Source organism: Streptomyces sp. NPDC002176 (assembly GCF_044903645.1).
Lineage (GTDB): Bacteria > Actinomycetota > Actinomycetes > Streptomycetales > Streptomycetaceae > Streptomyces.
The window spans coordinates 370,493-384,877 of the sequence record NZ_JBJDQW010000002.1 but is presented as its reverse complement, the minus strand read 5'-3'; the positions used below and the strand labels follow the sequence as shown (position 1 = coordinate 384,877).

Below are 14,385 nucleotides of genomic sequence, written 5' to 3'. Positions count from 1 at the left end.
CGGCGGGACGGAACCGGAACGTGACGGGTGTCTCACGCCCTGAGACCGTGACACGCGTTACTTACGGTCCTCAACGCCACGCCCGAGCGCTAATGTCCGCCGAGAGGAACCATAAACAGCGCGTAAGGGGAGTCGGAGTGGCAGGGAAGCTCGCCGTCATCGGGGCCGGTCTCATGGGGTCCGGCATCGCCCAGGTCGCCGCTCAGGCGGGCTGGGACGTGGTCCTGCGCGATGTCACCGACGAGGCGCTCAAGCGCGGTACCGACGGCATCCGGGCCTCCTACGAGAAGTTCGTCGCCAAGGGCAAGCTCGACGCCGCCGACGCCGAGGCCGCCCTCGCCCGGATCACCCCGACCACCGAGCTGGACGACGTCGCCGACGCGGACATCGTGATCGAGGCCGTCTTCGAGAAGCTGGAGGTCAAGCACGAGATCTTCCGCGCGCTCGACAAGATCGTGCGCCCGGACGCCGTGCTCGCCTCCAACACCTCCGCCATCCCGATCACCAAGATCGCGGCCGCGACCGAGCACCCCGAGCGTGTGGTCGGCGTGCACTTCTTCTCGCCGGTGCCGATGATGAAGCTCGTCGAGCTGGTCCGGGGCTACAAGACGAGCGACGAAGCCCTGGCCACCGCGCGGGAGTTCGCCGAGTCGGTCGGCAAGACCTGCATCGTCGTCAACCGCGACGTCGCCGGGTTCGTCACCACCCGCCTCATCTCCGCCCTCGTGGTCGAGGCCACCAAGCTCTACGAGTCGGGCGTGGCCACCGCCGAGGACATCGACCTCGCCTGCAAGCTGGGCTTCGGGCACGCGATGGGCCCGCTGGCCACCGCCGACCTGACCGGTGTCGACATCCTGCTGCACGCCACCGGCAACATCTACACCGAGAGCCAGGACGAGAAGTTCGCCCCGCCGGAGCTGATGCGCCGGATGGTGGATGCCGGTGACATCGGCCGCAAGAGCGGGCAGGGCTTCTACACGTACTGACCGCGTCCGGGGCGCACGCCGATCCCGTACGCGTCCGCACATCCGCCCAGGGGGATCACCCTCGAGGGTGAATTCGGTATCGGTTCGCTTACAACCAGCAACCGGATCGACACTCGCACAGTCAGACGTTGCACAGCACCGTCACGAAAGAACGCCACTCGCACTCAACGGGGAGCGCATATGCACATCAGGGGCGACCACGCCGAGCTGGTCGTCGGGGGGCGCCTCGACGTCCGCAGCGCTGCGGACGCCCGTACGGCCCTGCACGCGGCGCTCGACGACGGGATCGGCGATCTGGTGCTGGACCTGTCCGAGCTGGACTCCTGGGACGCCACCGGACTCGGGGTCATCATGGGCGCCCACCGGCGCGCGGGCCGCTGTGGCCGCCGCCTGGTGCTGCGCCGGGTGCCCGCGCAGATGCAGCGGCTGCTGGTCGCCACCCGGCTGCACCGCATTCTCGCCATCGAGGGCGGCGTCGGCGTGGAGTCGCTGCCCCGGGTGTGAGGGCCCGGCGGCGGGGCAGGCTCCAAGTCGTCCTGAACCGCCCGTCGCACACATTCCGCACCGGAAGGTGATCTCCCGGATCTCTCGGGCCGTCCGGCACCCCGCTCTGTCGGGGACACCGGCCGACGTTTAGGGTTCGGTCGCCCGCCGCCTCGTGAATCCGCGAGCGGGCCCGGACCAGAAGCGACAGCGCGATGTGCGGCAGGCCGGGAGGGGCCGAGATCGGCACACGACGCTTTTGGGGGCTTTGAACCCATGGACCCGAACTTTCCGGGAACCGAGGACCACGGTCAGGCACCGAGCCGCCGTCCGCCGCGGGACCCCCTCACCGCCGACTTCGCCCCGAGCGGCCCCGTGCCCGCCCGCACCACCCGGCTCGTCTGCGGTGACTTCCTGCTGACCGTCAACCCCGTCGACGGCAGCGAGATAGAACCCTGCCCGCCGCACCAGCGGCCGGACGCCCCCGCCAGGCGCACCCCCGCCGCCCGCGCCGAGTACGAGCGGGCCGCCCTGCCGCCCGCCCCGCCCGGAACCCGGCTGCCCGAGACCGAACTGCTGGAGCGTCAGGAGATACGCGAGCGGCTGGTCCGCCTGCTCACCCGCGGCCGTACCGTCCGCCTCACCGGCCCCGGCGGCTCCGGCCGCACCGCCCTGCTCGACCTCGTCGCCGAGGACTGCGCCGACCTCGCCCCCGACGGCGTGGTCCGGCTCGACGGCCTCCACCGCACCCCCGACGATCTGCTGCGCGACCTCTTCCACACCGTCCACGACGCCCCCCGCCACCGCCTCCAGCCGGACGAACTGCGAGAAGCGGTCGGGGAGATCGGCGCGATCGTCCTCGTGGACGACCTGGAGTTCGGCGGCGCCGCCCTCACCGGACTGCTCGAAGCCGCCCCCGAGTGCGCCTTCCTCCTCGCCGCCACCCCGGACGTCCCCGCCCCCGCCGCCGCCAGTGACGTCGAGGACGTGGACCTCCCCGGACTGGACCGCGCGGCCGGGGTGGAGATCCTGGAGCGCTCGGTCGGCCGCGACCTCACCGAGGAGGAGGCCGTCTGGGCCGGAGACCTCTGGTTCGAGTCCGAGGGCCTGCCGCTGCGCTTCGTCCAGGCCGGTGCCCTGCTCCGCCAGCGCGAGCAACTGCGCGCCAGCGGCGGCGTGGTGGACGAGTACGGCGTCTTCGAGGACGTACGCGCCCCCGCCGACGCCGTGCTCGACCTGCCGCTGAAGGACGAAGAGGCGGAGGAGGTGCCGCTGCCCTCCCTCGCGGAGGCCGCCGCGCCCGCCCCGCTGCTCGCCTCCCGGCTCAGCGTCTCCGCCCGCGCCGCCCTGCGCGTCGCGGTCGCCCTCGACGGCGAGCTGCCGCACCCGGCGCATCTGCCCGCCCTGGTCGGCGACACCCACGCCGACGCCGCGCTCGGCGAACTCCTCGGCTGCGGTCTGGTCTCCCCGGCCGGACCCCGCTACCGCCTCGCCGCCGGGGTGCGCGCCCAGCTGGAGGCCGCCGGATACGACGAGGACGCCCCCGCCCAGGCCCTCACCGCCGCCCGGCACTACGCCTGGTGGGCCGCCCATCCCTCCGTCACCCCCGAGCGGGTGTGCGCCGAGGCCGCTGCGGTCCTGGCCGCGCTCGAGACCGTCGTCCCCGGCACCGAACCGGCCGCCGAGGGCGCCGACGAGCAGGCGTGCGCCGTCCTGCTCGCCCACGCGGCCTCGGCCGCGTTCGCCGCCGGACTGCACTGGACGGCGTGGGAACAGGCCCTGCACGCCGGGTCCGAGGCCGCCCGCCTCGCCCAGGACGTCGCCGAACGCGCCTACTTCCACCACGAGCTGGGCATCCTCGCCCTGGTCGACGGCCAGCTGGACCGGGCGCGCTCCGAACTGGAGGCGTCCCACGGGCTGCGGACCGCGCTCTCGGACAAGCGGGGCACCGTCGCGGGCCGTCGCGCCCTCGCCCTGGTCGCCGACCGCACCGGCGATCTGCCGGGCCTCGCCGCGCTGATGGCCGAGGAGCCCCCGGTGACCCGGACGGCCCCGCTCGCCCCGGCCCCGGCCGCGTTCACCCCGTCGTACGGCTACGGGCAGGAGCCCGTCGTCACCCCCCGGCCCCCGGCGCCGGGGGAGCGGAGCGGGGTGCGGGCCATGGCCCGGCGCAACCTGGTGGCCGCCGGGTCCGGCGCGCTGCTGGTCGCCGTGCTCGGCACCGTCGTCACTCTCGGCATGACCTCCGACGAGGGCGCCGGGCGCGACCCGGCGAGCAATGTCGGCTCCAACCCGACCGCGCCGCAGGACCTGGACGACGGCACGCTGGGCGCGGTCCCGAAGAAGGACGAACCGGCACCCGCCCGCGCCGCCACCAGCCACCCCGTCATCCCTGGCGCGGGCGGCAGTCCCGGCACCTCGGCAAGCCCCGAGCCGTCCGCCACCGACGGCAGCCCGAGCGCCGACCCGACGGGCACCGGGGACACCGGCGGCGGGACGAGCCCCGAGCCGACCCACAGCAGGCCCACCCGGCCGACGGACAAGCCCACCACCGGCGAGCCCTCGCCCTCCACGAGCGATCCCAGCGACGAGCCGACCACTAAGGAGCCGACCGACCCCGGCACGACTCCGCCCAGCAGCCCCACCACGCCCCCGACGACCTCGACCTCGGCCAGTGGACCGGCCGAGAGCGCCACCGCCTCCGCGCCCGTCTCCAGTGAGGCCACCGAGGCCACGGAGAGCGCGAGTACCGAGCCCCCGGTGATGTGAGGGCCCGGCGGGCCGGGGCTCAGAACAGGCGGAGCTTGTCGTCCTCGATGCCGCGCATGGCGTTGTAGTCGAGGACCTGGCAGCCGATGCCCCGGTCCGTGGCCAGCACGCGGGCCTGCGGCTTGATCTCCTGGGCCGCGAACACCCCGCGCACCGGGGCGAGATGCGGGTCGCGGTTGAGCAGCTCCAGATAACGGGTGAGCTGCTCCACGCCGTCGATCTCACCGCGCCGCTTGATCTCGACGGCGACGGTGCCGCCGTCGGCGTCCCGGCACAGGATGTCGACCGGGCCGATCGCCGTCATGTACTCGCGGCGGATGAGCGTGTAGCCCTCGCCGAGCGTCTCGATGCGGTCGGCGAGCAGCTCCTGGAGGTGCGCTTCCACGCCGTCCTTGATCAGACCGGGGTCCACGCCCAGCTCGTGGGACGAGTCGTGGAGGACTTCCTCCATAGTGATGATCAGTTTCTCGCCCGCTTTGTTGATGACGGTCCACACACCCGCCTCGTCACCCGTGCCCTCCTTGAGGGTGCAGGGCGGCGACATCCAGTTGAGGGGCTTGTAGGCCCGGTCGTCCGCGTGGATGGAGACGCTGCCGTCCGCCTTGACCAGGATCAGGCGGGGAGCCGAGGGCAGGTGGGCGGTGAGCCGGCCGGCGTAGTCGACCGAGCACCGGGCAATGACGAGACGCATGGTCGGCAACGCTACTCGACGCGCACCCGTGCGCGCGATTCGCCCGTACCCCACCCCATGTCCGCCGCCACCTCCGCCCAGTGGGCCACCCCAATTGTCCCCGATAACTCTTGTTCATCCCTGGCCGATTGTGACCGCAGGACGACCGTTCCATATACGCATTCTGCTGGTGTGGTCACCGACGGTTGCCTACCGTAGGACAAGGGAGGCCGCGGTGGGGGTGCGGAGCGTGTCCGGTGTCGCGTGCTTCTCTTTCTGTCCGGCAACCCCTGTCCTTCGGGGGTGCGAGAGGAGAACCCATGTCGCTCGACGTCTCACCGGCCCTACTCGAACAGGCCGAGCGAGGCGAGGTCGACGAAGCAGAATTCGTCGACTGCGTCCGGACCTCCCTGCCCTTTGCGTGGGAGATGATCAGCTCCCTGGTGGCCCAGCTGAAGGTGGACGGCGGACCCTTCGCCGACAACCAGACGCCCCCGCCGGACGAGCAGGCGCGCGGCCAGCTGCTGCGCGCGCTCGCCAGCGACGCCATACGCGGTGCCCTCCAGCGCCACTTCGGCGTACGCCTGGCCTTCCAGAACTGCCACCGGGTGGCGGTGTTCCCGCTGGACCCCGCGGTGGACGAGAGGCTGGCCCGCTTCACCTCGGTGCGCGCCCAGCTGCTCAACCAGTCCCCGGAGCTGCGGGACTGCTGACGCACACGCGCGACCCCGGCTCCGGCGGTCAGCGCAACCGGGGCAGTACCTCGGCGCCCAGGCGCCGCACGTTCTGCTCGGTCGCGTCCAGATCGCCGGAGCCCTCGACCAGCAGGGCGAAGCGGGAGATCCCGGTGCGCTCCGCGGTGGCCGCGAGCCGGTCGGCGGCCAGCCGGGGCGTGCCCACCGGGTGCATCCCGCAGAGCAGTTCGGTGTAGGCGTACGGGTCGCGCATCGCGCGCGCCCGGCCGTCCACCGTCACATGGGCCTCCAGGCCCTGTTTCAGCCAGCCTGGCATCGCCTTCAGCAGCGTCTCGACGGCGTCGGAGCGGCTGTCCGCGAGCTGGCAGACCCCGGCCGAGACATGGCCCGCGCTCGCGATCTCCTCGGGCGTACGGCCCGACGCGCGCGCGTGGCGCCGCCACAGGGCGACCATCTCGGCCTTCTCCTCGTCCCCGGAGTGCATGCCCAGCAGCATCGGCAGCCCCCGCTCCGCCGCCAGCCGCACGCTGCCCGGCGAGGTGCACGCCACCACCACCTCGGGCCCCGGCGCCTCGGTCAGCGCGTGTGCCGGGCGCGGCACCACCGGCACCTCGCGGAAGGCGTACCGCTCGCCCGAGGCGCCGACCGACGGCTCGCGCAGCCAGCGCAGCAGCAGGTCCAGCGACTCCGGGAAGCCGTGCTCGTACGCCCCGAGTCCGGCGCCGAACACCTCCAGGTCCACCCAGGGGCCGCCCCGGCCCACGCCCAGGGTGAAGCGGCCGCCGCTCGTGATGTGCAGCAGCGCGGCCTGCTCGCCGAGGGCAACCGGGTGGACGCCGGGCAGCACACTGACCGCGGTGCCGACCCGGACGCGGCGGGTGCGGCCCAGCAGCAGGGCGGCCAGGGTGACGGCCGACGGGCAGGTGCCGTACGGCACGAAGTGGTGCTCGGCGAGCCACACCGTGTCCAGACCGGCCTCGTCGGCCACCTCCGCCGAGCGCACCGCCCGGTGCAGGGCCTCGCCGTCGCCCTGGCCCGGATACCGCCCCGCCAGCACAAAACTTCCTACGCGCATCGCATTTCCCGCTTCCTTGGCTCCGACCGGGAGCTGCCCCGACCGGCATAACCACATGACACGTGCCCAGGACACGGCTTGGTGGAGGGATTTGCGGATTGTCTGCAGAATGGTCGCTTCTCTGCTGGAATGGATCGGCCTGTAAGGGGACTTGTACGGGTTGGTGACGTACGCGTACCCCCGGGCGGTGCCGCGTAGGCTGGACGCGGTTCGTGCTCCCTGTATAGCCCCGAGAGGTGTCCTGTGTCCCCGCGTCGCAACCGACCGAAGGCGGCAGACTCGTCCGGCCGAGGAGCCGAGGACGACCGGTCGGGCCGGTACGGCGGCTGGCAGTCCACCGAGAACTGGCAGGGCGAGGAGTGGAACGTCCGCCATGTCGCCGGGGCGAGCGCCGACGGCAAGACCTACCGCTGCCCCGGCTGCGACCAGGTGATCCCCTCCGGCGTCCCGCACGTGGTGGCCTGGCCGGACCACATGGGCGTCGACGACCGGCGGCACTGGCACAAGGCGTGCTGGAACGCACGGGACCGCCGCACCACGCGGGTACGGCGGTCCGGCAACTGGCCCAGGTTCTGACAGCGCGCGGGGCTACACGTCCCGGCTCTGCAGCAGCGCGTACGCCCCGGCGAACGCCGCCGCCGTCACCCCCAGGATGATCCACAGCGGCTCCCAGCCCGAGGGCCCGGAGTGGCTGAGGGTGTTGTCGTAGAACACGCCCATCTGGCTCGGGATCGAGTACTCCAGCAGCGCCTGCTGCACCTTCTCCAGCGAGTTCGCGTTCATGAACAGCGCGATCACCAGCGGGGCCAGCACCGCGCCGATCATGATGGTGATGGCGCCCGCCGAGTGCCGGATCATCGAGCCGACCAGCAGCGACAGCAGGCCGAGCAGCGCGATGTAGAGGCTGATGCCGAGCGTCGCCTTCAGCCATTCCTCGCCGGACGGGGTCTTGGTGCCGCTGCTGTCCAGCATCGAGGTCTGGATCAGCGCCACCAGGGACACCGTCGCCAGCGTCACCACGAAGGCGACCACGAAGAACACGATCGACTTGGCCGCCAGCACCCGGCCCCGGCTCGGGCACGCGGTCATCGTCGTACGGATCATGCCCGTGCCGTACTCGGACGCCGTGGTCAGCACGCCCAGCGTCATCACGCACATCATGCCGAGCAGCAGCCCGAAGAAGCCGAGGGTCAGCGGATTCTGGCCGTCCAGCTCGTCGGCGCCCCGGACCGCCACCGCGGCCAGCAGACCGATGCCGACCACCAGCAGGACGAACACGCCGAGCGTCCACACCGTGGAGCGCACCGACTTCATCTTCGTCCACTCCGAGGCCAGCGCGTGCCCCAGATGCGTGGGCGTGACCGGGATCGGCGAGCTGTAGCCGGAGTGGGAACCACCGGACGCGACGGCGGACGCCTCGGGCGTCGGGGGCTGCTGGGTGCTCATCGGGAGTCCTCGGGCTTCGTCGGTTCGGCGGGCGCGGCGTACGGGTTCGGCGTCTCCGGGCCGGGAGCGGTGGGCTCGGGCGGCGCGTACGGGGAGCCCGGCTGGGGCGGCGGCGGGGCGTACCAGCCCGGCTGGCCCTGGCCCGGCACCGGCATCGGCGGCTGCACCCCGGGCGGCAGCGGCTGCTGGAGCCCGGAACGCTGGTCCACGGTGGAGCGGTAGTCGACGACGCCCTGCGTCATCCGCATGTACGCCTCCTCCAGCGACGCCTGGTGCGGCGACAGCTCCCACAGCCGTACGTCCGCCTCGTGCGCCAGGTCGCTGATGCGGGGGAGCGCCAGCCCGGTCACCCGGAGCGCGCCGTCCAGCTCGGGCAGCACATGGCCGCCCGCCTCGGTCAGCGCCGAGGTCAGCTTCTCCCGCGCCTGCGGCTCGCTGTCCGGGGTGCGCACCCGCGCGAAGTCGGCGGAGTTCGCCGAGATGAAGTCGGTCACGCTCATGTCGGCGAGCAGCTGACCGCGCCCGATCACGATGAGGTGGTCGGCGGTCAGCGCCATCTCGCTCATCAGATGCGAGGAGACGAAGACCGTACGGCCCTCCGCCGCGAGCGCCTTCATCAGATTGCGGACCCAGAGGATGCCCTCCGGGTCGAGGCCGTTGACCGGCTCGTCGAACAGCAGCACCTGGGGGTCGCCGAGGAGGGCGGCGGCGATGCCGAGGCGCTGGCCCATGCCGAGGGAGAAGCCCTTGGAACGCCTCCGCGCCACCTCCTGGAGACCCACGACGCCGAGCACCTCGTCGACCCGGCGGGCCGGGATGCCGGAGAGCTGGGCGAGGCTCAGCAGATGGTTGCGGGCGCTGCGACCGCCGTGCACCGCTTTGGCGTCCAGCAGCGCGCCGACCTGACGCGGGGCGTTGGGCAGCTTGCGGTACGGGAAGCCGCCGATGGTCACCGAGCCCGCGGTGGGGTTGTCCAGCCCGAGGATCATCCGCATGGTCGTCGACTTGCCGGAGCCGTTGGGCCCGAGGAAGCCGGTCACCGCGCCGGGACGCACCTGGAAGGAGAGGTCGTGCACGGCGGTCTTGTCGCCGTACCGCTTGGTCAGGCCAACAGCCTCGATCATGCTCCGCACCCATCGGACGATTCAGGACAGCGGGGCGCGTGCCCCCCGTAAGGGTAAGGAGGATATCGGGGCCGACCCGGTTCCGCTCAAGAGAAAGTAAAGCCAAAGGGTCACCGCGCGTGTTCGATCACCGTCGAGAGCGGCCGAAGCCCCCTGCCGCACCGGCGGCAGAGGGCTTCGCCCGCGCTCAGCGGGTACGCGCCCGAGCGTTACCGGGTCTGCTGCGCCGGCACACCGCGCGCGACCGTGTCGTCCTCCACCGGGGAACCGGCGGCGGCGACCGCGGCACCCGTCAGGGTGGCGAGCATCTCGCGGACGTTGGTCAGCTGGGCGTTGATGCTGTCGCGGCGGTTGGTCAGCGCCGCCAGCTCCCGCTCGGACTCCGAACGGATGCGGTCCGCCTTGGCGTTGGCGTCCGCCACGATGTCCTCGGCCTGACGCTGCGCCGTCTCCACCGTCTGCCGCGCACGGCGGTCGGCGTCGGTGCGCAGCTTCTCCGCCTCCAGGCGCAGCTGCTCGGCGCGGTGCTCGATCTCCGCGAGCCGCTTCTCCGCCTTCTGCTGACGCGACGCCAGGTCCCGCTCGGACTGCTCGCGCCGCTTGGCGAGGTTGGTCTCGAAGTCGGCGGCGGCCTGCGCGGCCTTGGCACGGGTCGTCTCGAACTCGGCGGCGGCCTCCTCACGCTTGGACTGCGCGTCCTTCTGCGCGTCGGCCCGCAGCTGGGACGCCTCGCCCTTGGCCTTCTCGACGATCCGGACGCCCTCGTCCTCGGACTTCGCCTTGCGCTCGGCGGCGAACGCCTCGGCGTCGTTGCGGACCTGCTGGGCGGCCGACTCGGCCAGATCGCGGTGCTGTTCGGAAGCGCGCCGCGCCTCCTCGCGCAGATCCTTCGCCTCCTCCTCGGCAAGGCGCAGGATCTTCTCGACCCGCGCGCCGAGACCCGCGTACGACGGCTCGGCGTCGGTGATCTGGGCCTGGGCGTTCTGCGTCTCGAGGTGGAGCTCCTCGATGCGCTTCTCCAGGGCGGTGATCCGGGAGAGCGCGCTGTCACGGTCGGAGACGAGCTTGGAGATGCGTTCGTCCACCTGAGCGCGGTCGTATCCACGCCGCACTAGCTCGAAGCCGTAGGGGGAAGTGTCGCTCATGGGGTTCCTGTCGAATGAGACCGGTGAGGTGATAGAGGGAATCCTAGGCGCCGAAGCGGTGTGTCATCGAGCGGATACGTGTTTGGTCTGGAGAATGACACCTCTTTCGGGTGGCTGACCCCCCGAAAACTTGCCATCTCCCGTCCTACCCGTCGGAGTTCTTCCCACCCGACCGGGGCGGACCCACCGTGGCGCCCGCCTTGACACCGCCGTCCTTGCCCGCCGGGCCCTCGAAGGACTCCAGCGCCTCCAGCACGTCCTGGACCCGCGAGATCTCAGTGTTGATGTCCTCGCGGCGGCGCACCAGGATCTCCAGCTCCCGCTTGCCCTCCTCGACCGTGCGCCGGGCCTCGTGGATCGCCTCGGCCTTCAGGTCCTCGGCCTCCTTGACGAGCCTGGTCTTCTTCTGCTCGGCCTCCTTGAGCAGACCCTCCGCCTTCTTCACGGCGGCGATCCGCACCTTGCCCGCCTCGGAACTGGCCTCCGACACCAGCTCCTTCGCCTTCGTCTGCGCCGTGGACAACTGCTCCTCGGCCGCCTTGATCAGGGTGTCGCAGCGGTCGCCGGTCGACTTCATCGTCTCGGCCGCCTCCCGGCGGGCCCGCTCGTGCAGCTCCTCGATCTCCGAGGTGACCCGCTCGCGCAGCTCCTCCGCCCGCTCCCGGACCGCGGTCGCGTCCCGGCGCGCCCCGACCAGCAGCTCATCGGCGTCCGTACGGGCCTTCTCCACACGGGAGTTGCCCTCCACCGTCGCCGCGGACACGATCCGCTCGGCCTCGCTGCGGGCCGCGCCCACCATCGAGTCGGCCTGGCCCTCCGCGTCCGCGGTGGTCTGCTGCGCCTGCTGCCGCGCCTCCGCGAGCAGCTTGTCCGCCTCGGCCGCCGTCTCCGAGATGAGCGTGTCGACCTGCTCGGCCGCCTCCGAACGCCGCTTGTTGGCCTCGGCGCGCGCCTCGTCCAGCGTCCGCTCGGACTCCTCGCGCGCGGCACCCGTCAGCCGCTCGGCCTCGGTCTCCGCCTCCGACCTGACCCGGTCGGCCTCGGCGCGCATCCGCTCCGCGTGCCGCTGCGCCGAACCGACCGTCTCCGCCGCCTCGGCCCGCAGCCGCTCCGCGTCGTCGGTCGCGTCCGCGATCAACTGCTCGGCGTTCGCCACCGCTTCGGCGCGGACCCGGTCCGCCTCCGCGACCGTCTCGGTCTGCAGCCGCTCCGCCTCGGAACTCGCCTCGGTGATCAGGGTGTCGGCCTGCGTCGCCGCGTCCGACCGGATGCGGTTGGCGTCCTCGCGGGCGTCCGCCCGGGTCCGCGACGCGGCCTGGTCGGCCTCCGCCAGCTTGTCCGACGCCTCGGTGCGCACCCGCTGCGCGTACTCGGCGGCCTCCGAGCGGAGCCGCTCCGACTCCTCGGCCGCCTCGGCGACCGTGTGCTCCGCGAGCCCCCGCGCCGCCTCGGACTCCTCGTTCGCCTCCCGGCGCAGCCGCGTCGCGTCCTCGCTGGCCCGCTCCCGCTCGGCGTAGGCGTCGGTGCGGACCCGGTCCGCCTCCTCCTCGGCCTCCCGACGGGTACGGTCCGCCGCGTGCTCGGCGGCCGAGCGCAGCCCGGCGATCTCCTCCTGCGCCTGCTCCTGCAGCCCGCTGACGGAGTCCCGTACCTGCTGAGCGTGGGTCTCGGCGGCGGACACCATCTCGGTGGCCCGCCGGTCCGCCTCCTCGACCAGCCGGACCGCCTCGGCCTGCGCCTCCTCGACGCGGGTGCGCGCCGAGGCCAGCAGTTCCTCGCTCTGCTCGCGGGCCCGCTCGCGCTCCTGGTCCGCCTCCTCACGGGCGGCACCGAGCAGTTCCTCCGCCTCGCGGCGACGCCGGGCGGCCTCCTCCTGGGCGGCGGCCAGCGTCTCGGACGCCTCCGTGCCGAGCCGCTCGGCGGCGGCCTGCGCCTCCGCGCGCACCCGGTCGGCGGTGTCCTGCGCCTCGGCCTTGAGCCGCTCGGCCTCGGCCGCGGCCTCGGACCGCAGCCGTACGGCCACCGACTCGCCCTCGGCACGCGAGGCGGACGCGTCCGCGGCGGCCTCGTCGCGCAGCCGCTCGGCCTCGGTCTCGGCCTGCTGCTGGAGCGTACGGATGCGCTCGGCGGCCTCCGCGCGCAGCCGCTCGGACTCCTCACCGGCCTCGCGCCGGATACGGGACGCCTCCTCGCGGGCCTCGGTGAGCGCCTGCTCCGCCGAGTCCAGCCGTTCCTGCGTCTCGGTCTGCAGCCGGGTCAGCTCACCGGCGGCCTCCTCGCGGCGCGCCTCGGCGGCCTTCTCGGCCTCCTCGCGCAGCTCGCGCGCGGCCTTCTCGGCGTCCGCCCCGACCGTCTCGGCCCGCTCCTCGGCCTCGGCCTTGAGCCGCTCGGCCTCCTTGCGGGTGCGCTCCAGGGTCTCCTCGGCCTGACGGCGCAGCGAGGTCGCCCGCTCGATGGCCTCGGTGCGGACCTTCTCGCTGTCGGTGGTCGCGCTCTTGCGCAGCTCGTCCGCGTCCGCCTTGGCCTTGCCGAGGAGTTCCTCGGCGGACTTCGCCGCCTCCTCGATCTGGGTGACCGCCTCCCGGCGGGCCTCGGCGCGGATCGAGTCGCCCTCGGTGACCGCGTCGGCGCGCAGCTGCTCGGCCTCGCCGCGCAGCCGACGGGCCTCCTCCTGCAGCTCGACCGTCTTGGCGCGGTACTCCTTGGTGTCGTCCTTCGCCGTGCCCTTGAGCCCCTCGGCGATGTCGTGCGCCTCGGCACGCAGCCGGTCCGCCTCCGCCTCGGCCTCCGAGCGGATGCGCTCGGCCTCCTCGGTGGCGGCCTTGGTGGTCTTGCGGGCGTCCTCGGCGGCCTTGTTCAGGACCTCCTCGGCGGTCCGGGCGGCCTTGGACAGCTGGCTGGCCGTCTCCTCGGCGGTGGCGCTGCGGGCGTTCTCCCCGGCCTCCGCGAGGATCTTCTCCGCCTCCGCGCGGGCGTCCGCGACCTGCTGCTCGGCGTCCGCCTTGGTGGCCTCGGCCTCCTTGGTGGCCTCGCTGACCAGCCGGGCGACCTGCTCCTTGGCGGTGCGGGTCCGGGTCTCGTTGGCGGCCTCGGCGTTGGACAGCGCCTTGGAGGCGGCCTCCTTGGCCTCGGCGACCAGCTTCTCCGCCTCGGACCGGGCACTGCGCAGCGAGCGCTCGGCCTCCGCCATCCGCTCCTCGGCGCTCCGGCTCAGCTCGGCGGCCTGACGGCGCGCGGCGTCCGACTCGCTGGCGGTGGACGTACGCAGCTGCTCGGCGTGGTCGGTGGCCTCCTGGGCCTGCGAGGAGGCGGCGTTCAGCAGCCGCTCGGCGTCCGTGCGGGCGCGGCGCAGGATCTGCTCGGCCTCGCCGCGGGCGGACTCGGCGTCGGTGCGCAGCCGCTCACGGGCCTCGTGGGTCAGCCGCTCGGCCTCGGCACGGGCGGCGGCCATGGCCTGCTCGGCCTCGGCACGCGACTCGTCCAGCAGCCGCCGGGCCTGCTGCTCGGTGCGGGCACGCAGCTGCTCGGCCCAGGCCACGTTCTCGTTGACGTGGGACTCGACGGTCTGGCGGCGCTCGGCCAGCTCCTGGTCCAGCTGCTGGCGGCGGGTGACCGCCTCCTGGTGCAGCTCCGCCTGGAGCCGGGCGGAGTGCTCGGCGTGCTCCTGGAGGATGCGCTGGGTCTGCGCGCGGGCCTGGCTCAGCTCACGCTCGGCGTCCTGCCGCAACTGGTCGGCCTGCACCTGGGCGTTGCGGAGCAACTGCTCGGCCTGATAGCCGATGTCGCCGCCGTCGTAGGCGGGACGGGTCATCAGGGTGCGGCGCGCCTCGTGCAGCTTGGCGCGCAGCACCTCGACCTGGTAGCCGAGGTCCTCGGCGTGCTGGATCGCCTTTTCCCGCTCGGTCTTCAGCCGCTTCATCTCGGCCTCGAACCGAGAGAGGTGGTCGACGTCAGCCGCCGGCTCTCGCTCCTGGCTCTCGTAGCCCCGCACT

The 14,385-nt window shown here is 73.0% G+C and carries 11 protein-coding genes; 5 read left to right on the top strand and 6 right to left on the bottom strand.

Annotated features, from left to right (window positions below):
• Nucleotides 1–137: 137 nt before the first annotated feature.
• The 3 genes from ACI2LY_RS09935 (at nt 138) to ACI2LY_RS09925 (ending at nt 4,238) form a co-directional block, all read left to right on the top strand.
• On the top strand, nt 138–986 hold the full coding sequence (locus ACI2LY_RS09935) for a 3-hydroxyacyl-CoA dehydrogenase family protein (RefSeq protein ID WP_401630624.1): 849 nt from the start codon (nt 138–140) through the stop codon (nt 984–986).
• Between the two features lie 180 nt (nt 987–1,166).
• Nucleotides 1,167–1,490 (top strand): STAS domain-containing protein, encoded by a 324-nt coding sequence (locus ACI2LY_RS09930; protein WP_393912694.1) that lies wholly within the window; start codon nt 1,167–1,169, stop codon nt 1,488–1,490.
• A gap of 255 nt (nt 1,491–1,745) precedes the next feature.
• The gene (locus ACI2LY_RS09925) at nt 1,746–4,238 is read left to right on the top strand and encodes an ATP-binding protein (protein WP_404706745.1); all 2,493 of its coding nucleotides are present in this window, start codon (nt 1,746–1,748) and stop codon (nt 4,236–4,238) included.
• A gap of 19 nt (nt 4,239–4,257) precedes the next feature.
• Here ACI2LY_RS09925 and nucS read toward each other — a convergent pair whose 3' ends face one another.
• Nucleotides 4,258–4,929 (bottom strand): endonuclease NucS, encoded by a 672-nt coding sequence (gene nucS / locus ACI2LY_RS09920; protein ID WP_355196297.1) that lies wholly within the window; start codon nt 4,927–4,929, stop codon nt 4,258–4,260.
• A gap of 299 nt (nt 4,930–5,228) precedes the next feature.
• Here nucS and ACI2LY_RS09915 point away from each other — a divergent pair, with 299 nt between their 5' ends.
• Entirely contained in the window at nt 5,229–5,621 is a 393-nt protein-coding gene (locus ACI2LY_RS09915; RefSeq protein ID WP_388995362.1) for an SCO5389 family protein, read from the top strand.
• Nucleotides 5,622–5,649: 28 nt separating this feature from the next.
• On the opposite strand, the gene ACI2LY_RS09910 is transcribed toward ACI2LY_RS09915, so the two are convergent.
• Nucleotides 5,650–6,678 carry an LLM class flavin-dependent oxidoreductase gene (locus ACI2LY_RS09910; RefSeq protein ID WP_404706744.1) on the bottom strand — a complete coding sequence of 343 codons (1,029 nt, stop codon included), beginning with the start codon at nt 6,676–6,678 and terminating at the stop codon, nt 5,650–5,652.
• Nucleotides 6,679–6,921: 243 nt separating this feature from the next.
• Between ACI2LY_RS09910 and ACI2LY_RS09905 the strand changes: the two genes are divergently transcribed.
• The gene (locus tag ACI2LY_RS09905; protein WP_393596127.1) at nt 6,922–7,254 is read left to right on the top strand and encodes an ATP/GTP-binding protein; all 333 of its coding nucleotides are present in this window, start codon (nt 6,922–6,924) and stop codon (nt 7,252–7,254) included.
• Nucleotides 7,255–7,266: 12 nt separating this feature from the next.
• Here the strand turns inward: ACI2LY_RS09905 and ACI2LY_RS09900 are convergent, their stop codons facing one another.
• The 4 genes from ACI2LY_RS09900 to scy form a co-directional block, all read right to left on the bottom strand.
• Nucleotides 7,267–8,124 carry an ABC transporter permease gene (locus tag ACI2LY_RS09900; protein ID WP_404706743.1) on the bottom strand — a complete coding sequence of 286 codons (858 nt, stop codon included), beginning with the start codon at nt 8,122–8,124 and terminating at the stop codon, nt 7,267–7,269.
• Entirely contained in the window at nt 8,121–9,248 is a 1,128-nt protein-coding gene (locus tag ACI2LY_RS09895) for an ABC transporter ATP-binding protein (RefSeq protein WP_404706742.1), read from the bottom strand. The genes ACI2LY_RS09900 and ACI2LY_RS09895 overlap by 4 nt, the downstream gene beginning before the upstream one ends.
• Before the next feature lie 209 nt (nt 9,249–9,457).
• Nucleotides 9,458–10,393: a cellulose-binding protein gene (locus ACI2LY_RS09890; protein WP_393912699.1), complete on the bottom strand. Its 936-nt coding sequence runs from the start codon at nt 10,391–10,393 to the stop codon at nt 9,458–9,460.
• 145 nt (nt 10,394–10,538) lie between these two features.
• Nucleotides 10,539–14,384, bottom strand: coding sequence for a polarized growth protein Scy (gene scy / locus ACI2LY_RS09885; RefSeq protein ID WP_404706741.1), 3,846 nt, complete (start codon nt 14,382–14,384; stop codon nt 10,539–10,541).
• Nucleotide 14,385: the final 1 nt, after the last annotated feature.